A 16,867-nucleotide genomic window follows, 5' to 3' on the forward strand; every position below is an offset into this window, starting at 1 on the left:
CAATCCGGGCTAACCAAGAAAAGTTAAGGGTGTGTACTTACGTGAAGAAAGTTTTAATCGGAATCCTCCTTGCGGCATTGCTATTGACCATTCCTTCAGCATTTCAACGCATTCAAATAGAAGAATCAAATAAAAAGTTCGAGACCATTGTACCTTTCAAGCTGACAACCAACTGGTTGATCGAAGATCCATCATTGACGTTGGACGGCATCTTGTCCGATTTCAAGAACGCGGACATCCAAAGCGTCAGCCTTGAACCGGATACGGTCAGCTCCTTGGAACGAAAAGGGCTGATTACCGCAGTGAGCACATCCCGCATGCGGGAACACTTGCTGTTGACTCAGCAGGATCCGTTGGAAGCGCCTTTTGATAAACCAGGATTATTTATTCATTCGAACGGCTCGTTTGATTTCGAAGAGACCACAGCCGGATTTTTTGAAGAGAAATTTACGTTCACTGTAAATGGTGAAGCGTATACCTATATTCCAGGTGCTGCTGAGAAGATCCTTTCCGTGCCGGTCGGCTATGATCCGGAAGTGATTGCTTCTATTAAAGAAGCAGGGCTTATGGTTGTGCCGCGTTTGGGTGACTATTCAGATGAAGCCCAAACCGAGCGAATGATCGATGAACTTCTGTCGATCAAAGAACCTGGAATTGAAAAAATCCTGTTCAGCGGTACGGATGTACCTGCCGCTTCTGATCCTGAACGTCTGAAAGAATTTGGCGAGCAGTTGAAAGATGCTGGATACGGACTGATGAGCATTGAATTCGCGGGCCAAAAAGGCCTGAACCAGTTGGCTTATATCAATGACTTGAACCTCGTGCGCCTCCACAGCCTGGCTGTTGAAGATGGCAATATTGCAGAAAGCGCAGATAAAATTGTCCGTGCAGCAAAAGAACGCAATATGCGCGCTTTTTTCCTGAACTTGACCCAACCCGAATACAATCTGGCACTGACAGCGCTGCAAGAGCTGCAGTCAGATGTTAATGGAAACATGCCGGACAGCTTTGTGCGCGGGGAATCGCGTTCATTCGACACGTATAGCGTGCCGCTTTGGCAAACTGCCATGGCTCTCCTTGGTGCCATTGCCTTCCTGACATTGGCAGCGCAGTATGTCTTTAAAAATAACCGCCTGACTTTATTGGCGTTGATCGGCTCTGCACTGGCTGCTGCTATTTATTTAGTGACCGGCCAAAGCATAGTTTTAAAAGCTTTCGCTTTAGCGGTTGCTGTCACGGCGCCGATTTGGGCAGTCTTGTTGAAAAAAGAACCAGAGAAAAAATGGTACTTGATCCGCTCTTACGCACAGGCGCTGGGCATTGCGGCTATCGGCATCTGGCTGATCATCGTGTTGCTGAACGGCAATCAATACTTGCTGGGCATTGATTTGTTCAGAGGGGTATCGTTGATTTATATCATTCCGATTGCCTTTATTGCCATCTATGCGGTGTGGGGGAATATCAGAAAGCTCCTGAAAATGAATGTGATTTACTGGCACATGGCGGTTATTGCCATTGTAGCGGGGATCATTTTGTATTACATGAGCCGTACAGGCAATGCCGGACAAGTTTCTGCAATAGAGCTCCAGGTTCGCCTGATGTTGGAACAAATTCTGTACGTCAGACCGCGGACAAAGGAATTCCTCATCGGTTTCCCATTGTTCATTCTGGCACTCCATATGGTGAAGAGCTATCCGAAAGCTTATTATTTCCTGCTTATTCCAGGGGTCATCGGTTTCCTGTCATTAGTGAATACATTTACTCATCTTCATATCCCGTTATTGATTTCTTTGCTAAGAAGCGGTTATAGTATAGTTTTCGGGTTTATAATAGGACTTGTCCTGATCTGGCTATATGAAACTGTGTGGAAGAAAATGATTACTATGATAAGAATGAGGTGGCAGGCGTGAGAATAGTGTTATCTGGATATTATGGTTTTGACAATGTGGGAGACGAAGCTATTCTCTATGCCATTATCCATTCATTGAAAGAGTACTATCCAAGAATTGAAATTATTGTACTATCCAATAAGCCGGAAAAAACGGCTGAAACTTATCGCGTCAAGGCCGTCAACAGATGGAGCCTGAAAGACATACGTGCAGCGATCAAATCTTCCGACGGTTTGATCAGCGGAGGCGGGAGCTTGTTGCAGGACGAAACCGGCCGCAAAAGCATTCCGTATTACGCGGGCGTCATGAAAATTGCGCAGCAACTGAAAAAACCGGTGTTCGTCTATGCGCAAGGCATGGGCCCAATCAGCAGCAGGCTCAACCAAATGATCGTCAAGCATGTCCTGAATTCTGTGAAGCTGCTGACGGTCCGCGATGAGCAGTCACAACAGCTGCTGGAAAAAATCGGCGTTACTGCCGATATCCGCCTGGTGCCCGATCCGGTCATGGGGCTGGAAGCGGACAACTTCGAAAGCATTTGGCTGCGCCAGCAGAACTTCGGAAATAAAGTCATCAGCGTCTCGGTCCGCGACTGGAACAATGAAGCTTATGCTTTCGGTGAAATCGCAAAAGGGCTCGACGAACTGGTGAATAAAGGATACAACGTTGTTTTTGTCCCGATGCACGGCAAGCACGATTTCAAGACTTCCCAACAAGTCCAGGGCCTCATGAAAACCAAAGCGCATATCGCACCTTACGACAGCACGATCCAAGAGAAAATGGCGATCATCAAAGAGTCCGATGTGCTGTTCGGCATGCGCCTGCACGCTCTGATTTTCGCAGCTGTCAGCTACACGCCTTTCGTCGCTTTATCGTACGATCCGAAAATCGACTCATTCGCCAACATCGTCAGCCAGCCGGTCCTCGGCCATGTAGAAGCCAAAGATTGGAACCACACGGACCTTGTCCAGGCAATCGAGCGCATTTTCACGAACTACCCGGACGAGCTGCAGAAAATCACGCAAGCAGCCGCACCGCTCCAAAAAAGTGCCAACCAAACAGCCCGCACAGTCCTCGACGCCATCGAGGCACCAATCGCGAGCGCCGCACCACTGGCATACACTGAAAAAACAAAAGTAAAGAACCGTTAATAGACAGGCTGTCCTAAGGTTTCATAACCTTGAGGGGAGCCTGTTTTGTTTGAAAAGGAGTGTGCTAGAGAAGTGATAAAGAATTGGTGCAGGAGCAGGGGGATAAGGGTGAAGAAATTGATGCAAGAGCAGTATTATTCAGGTGAAGAAATCGCTCCAGGCAGACGCTTTCGGGCCCGCAGGATGCGGGGCATGCAGCTGGCGCGACAGGACGTCGCGGTGCCAGCTGCCAGGGGGCTTGCGCCGAACTAACTCGGGCTATGGCCCGAGTGGATTTCGGCACTTCGCTGGTCCCCCAGGAGTCGCTGCCTTCCGCTCTTTCTTCTAGGTTTATTCTTATTAATATGGAGAAAGAGGCAGCTGCACTTTTCTTTTTAAATGATGAGAGTGAAGAAATTGAGTGGGTGCCAGGCACCCACTCAATTCGCTCTCCATCCTTACCCACATTTCACTTGTTTCACAAAAGTTCAAGCCCATGAATGGAAGCTGTTCGCACGGCGAACAGCTGGCATAAGAAGTATCACTTTCTAACCAAGCGAAGCTCACACCCAGAGATAAATTTCTCACCCACTGAGCGCACTATTTCACGATATTCATGTAGAAAAGCAGAAACATCATGTAGAGAAGTAACTAGTTGAGGTAGAAGCATCACAAAACTCAGGCACAAACCCGAATAGCTCATGTAGAATCACCAACTCTTCCTGTACAACCACAAAATCCACATGTAGCCTCCTCAACTCCTAGCGAGGGCGCGTGCACCACCGCTGCCGAGCGTTTCCAGAACCACTCTCTATCTATCTACTCCACGAAGAACTAGATGCTTGTATCAAACCAACACCAAGCTGAGCCGCGTCACCGGAGTGGGTGGAGCAATAAGACTGGCAGCGTTCTTCAGCTGACTGGCTTATTGTGGGAACCCACTCCAAAGCGGCCGAAGCGACTGATAAAACTCATCAAAAACTACCGCCACTCTTTATTTTTAAAGTATGACAGGATGATAATTTGGGAACACGTCCCTGTGTCAGCCACAAATTGAGAAAACATTTGAGTCTGACACAGGGACGACAACGGACAAGCCACAAATTGAAGGGCATTTGTGTCTCGCCCAAGCAACGATAAAACGGTCTCCATCTCAAGCGAGGGCGCGTGCACCATCGCTGCCGAGCGTTTCCAGAACCACTCTCTATCTATCTACTCCACGAAGAACTAGATGCTTGTATCAAACCAACACCAAGCTGAGCCGCGTTACCGGAGTGGGTGGAGCAATAAGACTGGCAGCGATCCTCAGCTGCCTGGCTTATTGTGGGAACCTACTCCAGAGCGGTCGAAGCTGCTTATAAAACCTCATCAAAACTATTACCACTCCTTGTGCCAGGCACACACACAATTAACTCTACCAAGTCTATCCAAATAAACACCAAAAAAAAAGACACCCCCTAAAAAGAGAATGCCTCCTTACTATACTCAAGCTTTCCGCGGTTTATTCAACACACGGTTGCCTTGTCCGAAAAAGATCCAACAATATGGGACGAAATCGTAGAACAGGCGAACAATTAGCCAACTGCTGAAGAATGTGATCAGCAGTGAAATCAGCTGCCAAGAATGGAAGACCAGCGGTTCGCCGCCGGAAATGTACATACGCAGCACCATCAGGATAAATGGATGGATCAAGTACATGCCGAACGACACTGCGCCGATTTCCATCATGAATTTTTTGATGCGGGGCACATTCCAAGTTTCCAGGAAATGCACAAAAATGAAAATCACAGCTGCCGCGAAGAACGCGTGCGTACTCCAGCCGAATTCGAGCCACTTGTTGTTGCCGACCCACTGATCGGTGCGCAGGTCGTAATAGGCGCCGACATAGAAATAAATCATGTAGCAGTAACCACCCACAATCAAAGCGATACCTGGCCACACCTTGCGCCAATTGGCAATCCAAGCGGCAACTTTTTCATAATAAATGCCGAGGAACGCACCGAAAAAGTAGAACATGAAATACGATAACGCGATCGATCCTTTAGCAGGAACCTGGAAGTAAGCTGAATTCAGCAGGACCCAAGCCCATTGGACGATGATGCCGATGGGAATGGCGTATCTTCGGATAAACGCGAACTTCTTGAACAAGTAGAGAAGAACCGGAAACATCAAGTAGAACTGGACACTGACAAAGACGAAATACAGATGGTAATGGGCCTTGCCGGTTGCCAAATCCACCAGGAACTCCTCCAGAAGCAAAGGAATGTCCGCGAAATTCTGATTCAAGTAAACCTTGAACCAAAAATAGAAAGCGGAAAAGACCACATAGGGAACCAGAATATACAATAAGCGCTTCTTGTAGAATTTCTGGAACAGCTGCACCGTCAATTCGCGATGATAATAGGTATAGAAAAGAATAAAGCTGCTTAGGAAAATAAAGACAGGCGTACCGATTTTCCCAGCCATATTAAAGAAATTATAGATCATAAAGGAAGAAGACTCCGGATTGCTTCCGGCGATCCCGCTGGAAGACGCATGCACTGCAAAGACCCCGAACAAGGCTAGAACCCGTGCATATTGGACTTCATTCAGATGCTTTCTCGCAACTGGTTTCATAATTCACCGTTCTTTCTGCATAACAATAGCTATATTTAATAACGCACCATGACCATGTTAACATGGTTAACTATGCCATGTACCAAAGAGCAACGGACATTATTTTTCTGTAAAGATTGTAACGGCAATGTGATGAAATTGATTTAGTTATAATCTTGCTATTGTTGAAAAAATTCCATCATGCTACACTGAAAATGAATAAACTCGCTCGGTAAATGGATGTATTCCTAAATTTTTCATTCCATTTGGCTTAGGTCAGAATATCCATACAATTTGGGAGCGAACGGTTCAAAAAAATTAAAGGATGGTGTCAAATGAAGGGGAAAATGTTTAAATCAGCAATTGCAGTAGCGTTGACGGCAAGTGTAGTTGGGGTTCAGTCACCTGGAACAACACAAGCGGCAGAAGGGGATTTTGAACTGACGATCATGCACACGAACGATACGCACGCGAACTTGGATAAAGTGGCGAACCGTGTCACGCTGGTGAACCAGATTCGTGCAGAAAAACCGAATAATCTATTGCTGGATGCAGGGGACGTTTTTTCTGGAACATTGTACTTTAATACCTTTGAAGGGCAGGCAGATTTGCCGTTCATGAATTTGATGAAATACGATGCCATGACATTTGGTAACCATGAATTTGATTTAGGCTCAGGCGAAGAAGGCCATAAATCTCTCGGTGAGTTTGTAGGCGGTGCCGATTTCCCATTCGTTGCAGCGAACGTCGACTTTTCAGGCGATGACATCATGTCTGGATACCAAAATAAAGTATATACAGCTGAAGCCGAAAACGGTCAAATCTACAACGGCATCATCAAGGAAATTGACGGCGAAGAAGTAGGGATTTTCGGTTTGACGACTGCTGAAACCGCGTCCATTTCCAGCCCGGGAGAAATTACGTTCTCCGATTACATTGAAGCGGCTCAAGGAGCGGTTGATGCATTTGAAGCGGAAGGCGTCAATAAAATCGTCGCTTTGACGCACATCGGATTTGACGATTCTGCTGAATTTGACAACGATCAATTGCTGGCAGCTGCGGTTGAAGGCATTGATGTCATCGTCGGCGGACACACGCATAAGAAGCTTGAAGATCCTATCGTCTTTGAAGGAAACACAGACCCGACAGTCATCGTACAAGCAAATGAATACAATAAATTCCTAGGCCAATTGGATGTAACCTTCAATGAAGAAGGCGTGATTACAGATCATGCCGGCCAATTACATGACGTCAACGCTGAAGGCATCACTCCAGATGCAGAAGCAGTTAAACTTCTTGCACCATATGCAGAAGAAGTGGAAGCAGTGAAAAATGAGTCGACAGGTGCTACTGCTGAAGTCTTCCTTAACGGTGGACGCAATGAAGGCGGTGTCCGCGCTTCTGAAACAAATCTGGGCAACTTGATTACAGACGGCATGCTCGCTACAGCGAAGAAAATTGATCCGGATACGGTTATCGCACTTCAAAATGGCGGTGGTATCCGTGCATCCATCAACGTGGGCGATATCACAGTTGGAGAAGTATTAACGACAATGCCATTCGGCAATGCTTTGGCGATCATGAACTTAAAAGGTTCAGAATTGAAAACAGCGCTTGAGCACAGTGTCCGTTCATTCCCGGCTGAAAATGGCGGATTCTTGCACGTAGCAGGAATGGAATTCTCATTCGATCCGTCAAAAGCTGCAGGATCACGTGTAACGAACGTCAATATTGTAAACGGCAATGTCCGCACACCACTTGATGTCAACAAATCATACAAAGTGGCAACCAACACGTTCACAGCTAAAGGCGGCGACGGCTTTGAATCATTCGATGCAGCTTATAAAGATGGCCGCGTCAGCGAGCCAGGAAACGTCGACTATGAAATGTTTATTGAGTATATCGCTGGTTTGAAAACGGTTGAACCAAAACTTGAAAACCGCATCAACCCGACTGTTCCCTTCAAAGATATGTCCATGAACCAATGGTCGTATCCATATGTGAAAGATGTTTTCTACAGAAAATTGATCAATGGTACAGAATTGGATACATTCTCACCAAAACGTGAATTGACACGCTGGGAAGCGGCGACCATCATCTCTCGTATGATGAAGCTGGATCCTGCAAAAGCGCCAAAATCACCATTTACAGACATCACGGATCTGCCGAAAGATCGTCAAGCTGAAATCAATGCAGTATTTGCTGAAGGTTATGTAACCGGAAAAACAGCAACGAAGTTCAACCCGAGAGAAAAAATCTCCCGTGCGCATTTTGCTTTGATGCTGAACCGCGTCTATGAGAAAGTGAACGGCGACCAGAAGATCGACAAATATGCTCCGTATTCCGATTACGGACAGCATACAGCTGAAACCAAAGAAGCCATCACGCTATTGGACAATTTAGGGATTGTTGAAGGCTACAACGGCAAATTCAATCCATCTAAATTCACATCACGTGAAGAAACAGCGAAAATGATTTCATTGGTTGCACCGCATTCAGTTAAATAAGTAGATGGACATCTCCTTCTCTAGCAGATTATTGCTGAGAGAAGGGGGTGTTTTTTATTGTGAAAACCAAAAAGAAGCGGGGCGCATAGGCGCTCCGCTTCTTCCTTTTACTGCTCAGGCAGGTTTTCAATGTAATCATCCGACAGTTTTTCAAGCTGCAGGACACGGTTGTAATCTTCACGGTATGCTTCGTAATCATCGACGATTTGGTCGGTTTCCAGATCATACGCCGTGCCGTCGTCAAAGTCTTTTTCAGGCATGAACAGGATGTCATTGTTCCAGAACGAGCCGATTGGCAAGTAATAGCGCGCACCCAGCAAGTTGTCATCATTGTTCAACAGGTCCTGGCCGAAAACGATGTGTTCGTCCAACGAGACGCCGAGCAGGTTAGCAAGTGTCGGCATCATATCCAGCTGGCCGCTGGTTTTCTCGAATGTCTGTCCGTCATCTGAAATGCCCGGTGCATGGACGATGAACGGAACGTTCAAGCGATCGAGCGTCCCATATTCGCGCCCCAGCAACTCACTGATCAAATCGACATCGTTTTCACTGATGGCGCTTTGCTGGAGGCCGAAGTGGTCGCCATAAATGGCGATGACCGAGTTTTCGTAGATGCCCTCTTCTTTCAGTTCTTCAATAAATTCTTGGATGGCCGTGTCCATATAATTCATGGACACCAGGTAATTTCCGGTCAATGAACCGTTAAAGCGCTCAGGAAGAGTCAACTTCCGATCCGCTTCCGGCAACGTGAACGGATGGTGGCTGGTCAATCCAATCAGCTGCGCGTAAAACGGTTTGTCTTTCATATGCTGTTCACGCAAGATCGGCAATGCTTTTTCGAACATGACACGGTCGGAAGGGCCGATGCCGATGACATCTTCTTCACCGAAAAACTCGCCATAATAATACTGGTCGATTCCAAGCGCCGGATACAATTCATCACGGTTCCAAAAACTGATATCGTCCGCATGGAACGTCATGGTCCGGTAATTTTGGCCGGACAATAAACGCGGCAAACTCGGGAATTTTTTATTGCCATAAGTTTGTGAAGTTGGATTGAACGCCGTCGGGTAAAGGGATGTGTTCAAGATGAATTCGGCATCGGAAGTATTTCCTGGGCCGGTTTGCTGAGCTGTATTCGGGAAGTAAAAGCTTTCCTCCAACAACTCGTTCAAATTCGGCGTAACTTCCGTACCATCGACTTCCAAACGAAGCGGGAAATTCTGCATCGATTCAACTTGAATGACGATTAAATTACGGCCTTCCGCTGCGCCGAAATACGCACGTTGTTCTTCCGGAATCGTTTCCAACCCTTTGACGCGATTGATTTCTTCTTTTAACTCAGTCAAATTCTCAACAGACACGCTGGCTTCGACGGCCATCAAGCTGCTGTCAGGGCCATAATACATTTCCAATGCTTCGTAGTTCAGGATGCCTTTTTCCTGCGCGGCAATGACGTTGTTGGAAATCGCTTCGTTTTTATGCAAATTGAAATTCAGAACAGATACGCCCAAACCGAACAACAGCAACACAGCCACAAGGAATTTCTTGTTGAGTTGAACTGTGGAAATCGGGTATTTTTTAATGACTAAAAGGACAAGCAAGATCACCAGGTCTACGAAAAACAGTCCGTAGACCGGCTGCAGCAAAGCAGTGACGCTCTCATTGATCGTGCCGACCTGCCCCAACTGGAAAAGGGCGAAATACGTAACGATCCGGCCGAAGAATGAGTAATAGAGAATAACGGCCAAAAACAGGACCGAAAAAACCAGGTTCAAGATGAAATAAAGAACCGGTTTCCATTTCGTTTTAACCAATCCAAGCAAGGAAGTGAAAATCAAAATATAGCTCAATTCCAGAATGAGGGTTCTTGAAAAATCGATTTCCTCAAACAGTAAATAACGTAAAAACAGCACCTTAATAAAGATGATGCCGGTAACAATAAAGAAATGACTTCTCAAAAAGTCCAATAAAAATGTATTTTTCATAAGAACCACCTAATAATTGTGTATTTGCTCGGGATTTCTTCATATAGAAGAGGAAATGTATGAGTTGAACTAGTAATCATTCATAGTCGATGTTCCGCAAAACAGCTGCGCTTGCCATGGGTAGCAAGTTCTCTTCACTCCTTTTTAGTCCCGCTATTTCGAGTCTTTGCTGAAAATCGGATAGTACTAAAAGAGCAGTGAAATTTTCTATGCTGTTTAGATTCGCATCACTAAAGAATATAGACTTGCTTTGAATCCAATAAATTCTTAGCGCCGGCGCGTCCAAGGGCTAGGCGTAGTAAGAAGACAGGCGTTTGTGTGCCTGGCTTCTTGCGTGAGCCATGCCCAAAGCGACCGAAGCGATGTGGGAAAGCTAGATTCTTTAATTCAACCCGCATACAATGAAGCCGTATTTTTCATGAGCTATTACATATTCTTAGGGAAAATTTACAAGAAGTCAACAATCGTTGAAAAATTCATTGTATAGCAGTCAAGGGTTTGATAAAATAATGGGAATCTATGTAAAAAAAGAAAAGCGTGAGAGGGGAAAACATGAAGAAGTTATTTATTCCAATTGCCATCCTATTGATTGTCGGATTAGTGGCAGTTGTAGCCGTTATGGCATTTACAGGTGATCAAGATGAAACACAGAATGACTACGATGTCGCTGTCTTCAGCGGAGAGCCTGAAGGAATCGCAGCCGCGGTTTCTTCTGCACGAAACGGCATGCGCACGGTATTGATTGTCGGCGAAGAAGACATCGGCGGGCTGATGACAACCGGAATGCTGAATTTCCTGGATGTCAGCAATGACCAGAAAGGCAATCCGGCCAACACGGGGATTTTCCTGGAATGGCATAAGCAAGTCGGCGGCCAAATCGGTTTTGATATCAATGAAGCCCGTGAAGTATTCTTGAAGATGATCAACGATGAAGAGAATTTAACCCTGCTTGAAGGGGCCGATCTGGTGGATGTGGTCAAAGACGGAAAAGCATTGACGGCGATTAACATCACCGATGCAGAAGGCGATAAGCGGACGATCAAAGCGGAGCGCTTTATCGACAGTTCGAAAGACGCCGACCTGGCTGTTGCAGCAGGCGCGCCTTACGATATCGGCGGGCGTGACATTGGCTTGGAAGATAAAAAAATGGCCGTCACGTTAATGTTCCATTTCAATAATGTAGATTGGGACAAAATCGTCCAGGCTGCGAAAGACGGTGTGTTCGGAGGCGGGAGCGTCAACGGCAATACTGCCTGGGGCTTCAGTGAATTGCACGATGCCTATAAACCCCATTATCCTGAATTGACGCGCTTACGAGGGTTGAATATCGTGCGTGAAAACGACGGCAGCGTCATCATCAACGCGCTCCAGATTTTCGGGATCGACGGATTGGATGACAAACAAAAACAAAAAGCCATTGAAATCGGCAAAACCGAAACGGAATATGTGCTGGCATACTTGAAAGAAAACTTCCCGGGCTTTGAAGAAGCGGAAATTGAACGCTTCCCAGACCAGTTATATGTCCGGGAAACCATTCATGTCCGGGCGGAATACCAATTGCCGTTAAGCGATGTGTGGGAAAACAAAGACCATTGGGATCGCATCGGATTCGGTGCTTATCCGGTGGATGTCCAGGCGACTTCAACCAATGACTACGGCTATGTCTACGGCAAACCGGTTCAGTACGCAATTCCGTTCCGTTCATTGGTGCCGTTGGAAGTCGATAATCTGCTGGTTGCCAGCAAAGCCTCTGGCTACACTTCACTTGCTGCAGCGAGCGCACGTGTCTTGCCGGTCGGAATGACAGCAGGGCAGGCAGCGGGTGTGGCTGCATCAATTTCCATCAATGAAGAAACAAGCTACCGCGACATGACCACAAACGAAGAACTGATTCATCAAGTACAGGCAAAACTGAAGGCTCAAGGAGCGAATCTTTATGCTTTTGAAGCGGATTTCCCTTATCAAGGAGAATGGTTTTATCCGGGAATCCCGACTTTGCTGAACTATGGCTTGATTGTCGGCGGTTATGAAAACTTGTTGCCGGTTGAAAAGCCGATGAAGGAAATTTCATTCGCCAATATCCTCAGCAATGGTGTACAGCGCATCACCAGTCCAAAAGCTGATGAACTGGAAGCCAATATTGAAGTATTCCGTTCAATCATCAAGGAAGAACAGGAACTGACAAGAGACAAAGCGGCACAAATGGTTCTTGCCTTGCATGGCGTGGAAGAAGCCGAAGCGAGTTCGTGGGAACGTTTGGTGGCTGATGGATTGGCTGACGACGTCATAAGCGAAAGACTGGATGACAACCGCGTCTTAAACGGAGCGGAAGCTTATTACCTTTCAGGGAAACTCTTGGAAGGCTTGCAATAATAACCGACACCTATTTCTCGGATACTCGAGAAATAGGTGTTTTTCTATGAATTTTTCGGCCTTTATTAAAATCACATCTTTGAATCCAATAAAATACAGAAATTAATAGAAAATTTACAAAAAATATATAAAGCGCTTCCAATTGTGGCGTATAATAAAACCGTATCAAAAATTAGGAATTGGGAGTGAAGAACTTGTCCAAGCATGCAGTCAGTAAGATTTTTCTAAGCCTTATTTTGGCTTTATCGGCAATGCTGCCCTATATGGCGGTTACAGCAGATGCGGCAGAGCCGATTACGGTTGCTGAAGCCATCGCAACAAATACAGGAACAGCCACAGTAAAAGGCTTTATCGTGGGAACGGCTACCAGTGGTACAAACTATGACCAGGAAGCACCGTTTACATCCGCTACTAATGTAGGTCTTGCAGATTCTCCGGATGAAACCGACCCGGCAAAAATCCTTCCGGTTCAATTGCCGACAGGAGCAGTCCGTGCAGGATTGAACTTGGTTGATAATCCGTCTAATTTTAAAGCGGAAATCACCATCACCGGAAAACTAGAGATGTATTTCCAAGTACCCGGCCTTAAATCTCCAACCGCTTTCACCATTCTCTCTGAAGGTGAAGCACCACCTGAAGCGGCTGTCGTCGGTTCATTGGCAGAAGCACGCACGATGCCAGGCGAATTGATCCAAGTTGAAGCAACTGTGACAACAGGAACAGGATTCTGGGGCGGCAATGCCTTTTACGTTCAGGACGGTACAGCTGGACTGTATGTCTACACATCAAGTGCAACCGTTGCACCGGGCGACACGGTCCGTTTGACGGGCACGGTTTCTGAATACAGCGGCGAGCTTCAATTGCAGCCGAACACAGTGGAAGTTCTTTTTTCCAACAACGAACTGCCTGCAGTTCAAACCGTTACGCCAGCCGGTGTCAATGAAGAGACACAAGGCGAGCGCATCGAACTGCAGAACGTTGCGATTACGGGCCTTAAATCTGTGAACGATTTCGGTACGTTCGAGTTTTCGGCTATTGCTGAAAACGGCGAAGCGGTCACGATCCGCAACGACAACCGCAACGGATTCACTTTCGAACAATTTACGAAACAATACAAAGAAGGCGATTTGATTCATGTAAACGGAATCGCTTCGAAATTCAACGACTCTTACCAAGTGAAAACGCTTGGCTTTGACAGTTTTGAACTTGTCAATAAACCGGCTGTTTATGCCGATACATTCCCGGGTGTCGTTTCAGAAGGCACGAAAATCACTTTGGCATCCGGATGGGAAGATGCAACAATCCATTACACGCTTGACGGCTCGACACCGACTGCTGCAAGCACTGAATACACAGCACCGATCGAACTGACTAAAGATACAGCAATCAAAGCCATCGCAATCGGTGACGAAACGTCAGAGATTTTCACGTTCGAATACACGGTCCTGAAAACAGGGGACTTGAAAATCCGTGATATCCAAAGCGAAAACCATTACTCGGATTACCAAGGAGTCGCTGTCAATGAAATCGTTGGCGTTGTGACACATCTCTACAACTCTGCAAACTTCGTCATCCAAGACACCAACCCGGACGAAGATTTGACGACTTCAGAAGCCATCATGGTCAACAAAGCTTCAAACGGCCTGAACGTCGGTGACGTGGTCACAATCAGCGGAACCGTGGAAGAGCATTTCCAGGAAGGCTATTCCGACATGAAAGACAACGACCTGCCGATCACGCGCATCCGTGCAACTGACGCAGTGAAAACTGGAACTGCACCACTTCCTGAACCGGTTGTCATCGGAAAAGACGTATTCCCGCCAACCAAGATTATCGACAATGACGGATTGACTGAGTTCAATCCGGAAGAAGATGGCATTGATTTCTGGGAATCACTTGAACTTATGCGTGTTGGCGTAGCTGACGCACAAATCGTCGGACCGCAAAGCTACGGCGAAGTGATTGTCGTTTCCAAAAATGCGACCAATAACGACTTCCATAAACAAGGCGGCGTGTTGATTGCAGAAGACGATTACAACCCGGAACGCATTGCTTTCGACATTGATAATGAAAGCTATATCGCGAAATCCGGTGATTCATTTGCCGGAACTCCAGTAGGTGTCCTTGGCTTCGGCTTCGGCAACTACAAAATCTGGGCTGAAGAAAGCGACCTTACGGAACTTGTAGACGGCGGAACAGAGCCGGAACAAACATGGATCGTTAAAGAAGAAGACGAACTGACAGTAGCAGCTTATAATGTAGAGAACTTCTCTGCAGATCCAAGCCATACGTCAGACGCTAAAGCACAGCGCATCGCAGAGTCGTTCGTCAAAGACTTGAATTCACCGGACATCATCGTCATGGTGGAAGTACAGGACAACGACGGCCCGATTACTTCAGGGAACAGTGACGCAACGGCAAGCTACGAACGTCTGATCAATGGCATCAAAGTTGCCGGCGGCCCGACGTATGCCTGGACGGACATTGCGCCTGAATACAATAAAGACGGCGGAGAGCCAGGCGGAAATATCCGCGTCGGCTATTTGTACAACCCTGAACGCGTAACTCTTTCAGAAGGAACAAAAGGCACAGCAACGGAAGACAATTCATGGATCGACGGCGAATTGGCCTTGAATCCGGGGCGCGTTCAGCCGATCGCTATGCCGAACACACGCAAACCGATCGCTGCACAATTCGAATTCCAAGGTGAACAAGTGGTCGTTATCGGCGCCCACTTGAACTCAAAAGGTGGAGACCAGCCGTTATTCGGCAAGAACCAACCGCCATTCCTGAGCTCGGAAGCAGAGCGCATTGAATTGGCAAAAGCCATCAATGGTTTTATTGCAAAAGGACTTGAACAAGATCCGGACCTTAACGTTGTCGTTGCAGGCGACATGAACGACTTCGAATTCACACCGGCAATGCAAGCTTTGAAAGGCGATATTCTAACGAATAAAGTCGAAGATGTGCCACTGGAAGACCGTTATTCGTATTACTACCAAGGGAATTCACAAGTGCTTGACCACCTCTTGGTAACAAACAATATGGCAGACCGCACGGAACTGGACATGGTCCACATCAACTCCATGTTCATGGAACAGCACGGCCGCGCATCGGATCACGATCCATTGCTTGCGCAAATTGCATTTGAAAAAGAACAAGTTCCTGAAGAACCGGAAGTTCCAGAAATTCCGGAAAAAGATTTCCCATTCAAAGATGTCAGTGACAAAGCCTGGTCATATCCTTACATTAAAGACCTGTTTAACAGAGACTTGATCAAAGGGAAATCCGACACCATCTATGCACCGAAAGACAACTTGACGCGCCTTCAGGCAGTAACCATCCTGACGCGCATCATGGAGCTGGAGATCAAAGGAAACGAGAAGTCACCATTCAAAGACATCTCGGATATCCCGGAAATCCACCGCAAAGAAATCAATGCAGCTTATCAGGCAGGCATCATCAACGGTGTGACAACAACTCAATTCAAACCGAGAGATTACATCACCCGTGCCCAGTTCGCTTTGATGCTGAACCGCGTATACGAGTTGAAGAACGAGGAGTACAAAGTCGGCAAGTACGCACCATTCACCGATTACGGCCGCTACAATAACGAAACAAAAGAAGCCATCACGGTTCTGTACGAACTCAAAATCGTAGAAGGCTATAACGGCAAATACATGCCAGCCAAGTTCACGACACGCGAAGAAACAGCGAAGATGTTCTCCCTCTTCCGCCCATTCGTGGCCAAGTAATGATCCATCAAACCCGACCAGGTTATTCTGGTCGGTTTTTTTTGGGAGTTTTTGAATTGTGTTTGTGCCTTGAATTGTGAGTGCCTTGAATTGTGTGTGCCTGGCACACACACAATTCAATAAGTCAGGTAGTTCGGAGGAGTAGTAAGAGTTTGGTGAGGTTCTACAGGTCGCTTCGGCCGCTCTGGAGGAGACTCCCGCAATAAGCCGGGCAGCGCTCCGCTTGCCAGTCTTATCGCTCCGTCCCCTCCATGGGCGCGGCTCAGCTTGGTGTGGGGGAGATACATGTTTCTATTTTTGTTTGAAATAGATAGGGAATGTGGGGTTCTCGAAATGCTCGGCAGCGATGGTGCACGCGCCTTCGCTTGGGATTGAAGAGGTTACATGTGGGTTTTGTGGTTGTACTGGACGAATTGGGGGTCCTATATGAGCTATTTGGGGTTCTACCGTACTAAGATGATGTCTTTACCTTAACTAGTTGCTTCTCTACATGATGTTTCTGGATTCCTACATGAATGCCGGAAAAATGGGTGAGAAATCCATCGCTGTGTGTGAGCTATGCTTTTCAAAAAAAGTGATGTTTTTTATAAGGGCTGTTCGTCGCGCGAACAGCTTCCATTCATGAGCTTG

Annotated in this window: 8 protein-coding genes; 6 read left to right on the forward strand and 2 right to left on the reverse strand. The window is 46.7% G+C overall.

Annotated features, from left to right (window positions below):
* The first annotated feature begins 41 nt into the window (after window positions 1-41).
* The 3 genes from H9630_RS00800 (at window position 42) to H9630_RS00810 (ending at window position 3,292) form a co-directional block, all read left to right on the forward strand.
* Window positions 42-1,910 carry a DUF5693 family protein gene (locus H9630_RS00800; protein WP_191713592.1) on the forward strand — a complete coding sequence of 623 codons (1,869 nt, stop codon included), beginning with the start codon at window positions 42-44 and terminating at the stop codon, window positions 1,908-1,910.
* Window positions 1,907-3,040, forward strand: coding sequence for a polysaccharide pyruvyl transferase CsaB (gene csaB, locus H9630_RS00805; protein ID WP_191713593.1), 1,134 nt, complete (start codon window positions 1,907-1,909; stop codon window positions 3,038-3,040). Before H9630_RS00800 ends, csaB begins: the two co-directional genes overlap by 4 nt.
* A gap of 108 nt (window positions 3,041-3,148) precedes the next feature.
* Window positions 3,149-3,292 (forward strand): hypothetical protein, encoded by a 144-nt coding sequence (locus H9630_RS00810; protein ID WP_191713594.1) that lies wholly within the window; start codon window positions 3,149-3,151, stop codon window positions 3,290-3,292.
* A gap of 1,212 nt (window positions 3,293-4,504) precedes the next feature.
* Here H9630_RS00810 and H9630_RS00815 read toward each other — a convergent pair.
* Window positions 4,505-5,635 (reverse strand): acyltransferase, encoded by a 1,131-nt coding sequence (locus H9630_RS00815; protein WP_191713595.1) that lies wholly within the window; start codon window positions 5,633-5,635, stop codon window positions 4,505-4,507.
* A 314-nt stretch (window positions 5,636-5,949) separates the two neighbouring features.
* Between H9630_RS00815 and H9630_RS00820 the strand changes: the two genes are divergently transcribed.
* Window positions 5,950-8,121, forward strand: a complete 2,172-nt coding sequence (locus H9630_RS00820; RefSeq protein WP_191713596.1) for a 5'-nucleotidase C-terminal domain-containing protein — start codon at window positions 5,950-5,952, stop codon at window positions 8,119-8,121.
* A gap of 107 nt (window positions 8,122-8,228) precedes the next feature.
* On the opposite strand, the gene H9630_RS00825 is transcribed toward H9630_RS00820, so the two are convergent.
* Window positions 8,229-10,109, reverse strand: a complete 1,881-nt coding sequence (locus H9630_RS00825; RefSeq protein ID WP_191713597.1) for an LTA synthase family protein — start codon at window positions 10,107-10,109, stop codon at window positions 8,229-8,231.
* A 552-nt stretch (window positions 10,110-10,661) separates the two neighbouring features.
* On the opposite strand from H9630_RS00825, the gene H9630_RS00830 reads away from it, so the two are divergent.
* Window positions 10,662-12,482, forward strand: coding sequence for an FAD-dependent oxidoreductase (locus H9630_RS00830; RefSeq protein ID WP_191713598.1), 1,821 nt, complete (start codon window positions 10,662-10,664; stop codon window positions 12,480-12,482).
* A 185-nt stretch (window positions 12,483-12,667) separates the two neighbouring features.
* On the forward strand, window positions 12,668-16,237 hold the full coding sequence (locus H9630_RS00835; protein WP_318247971.1) for a DUF6359 domain-containing protein: 3,570 nt from the start codon (window positions 12,668-12,670) through the stop codon (window positions 16,235-16,237).
* Window positions 16,238-16,867 lie beyond the last annotated feature (630 nt).

It is taken from the genome of Planococcus wigleyi (assembly GCF_014836985.1).
Lineage (GTDB): Bacteria > Bacillota > Bacilli > Bacillales_A > Planococcaceae > Planococcus > Planococcus notacanthi.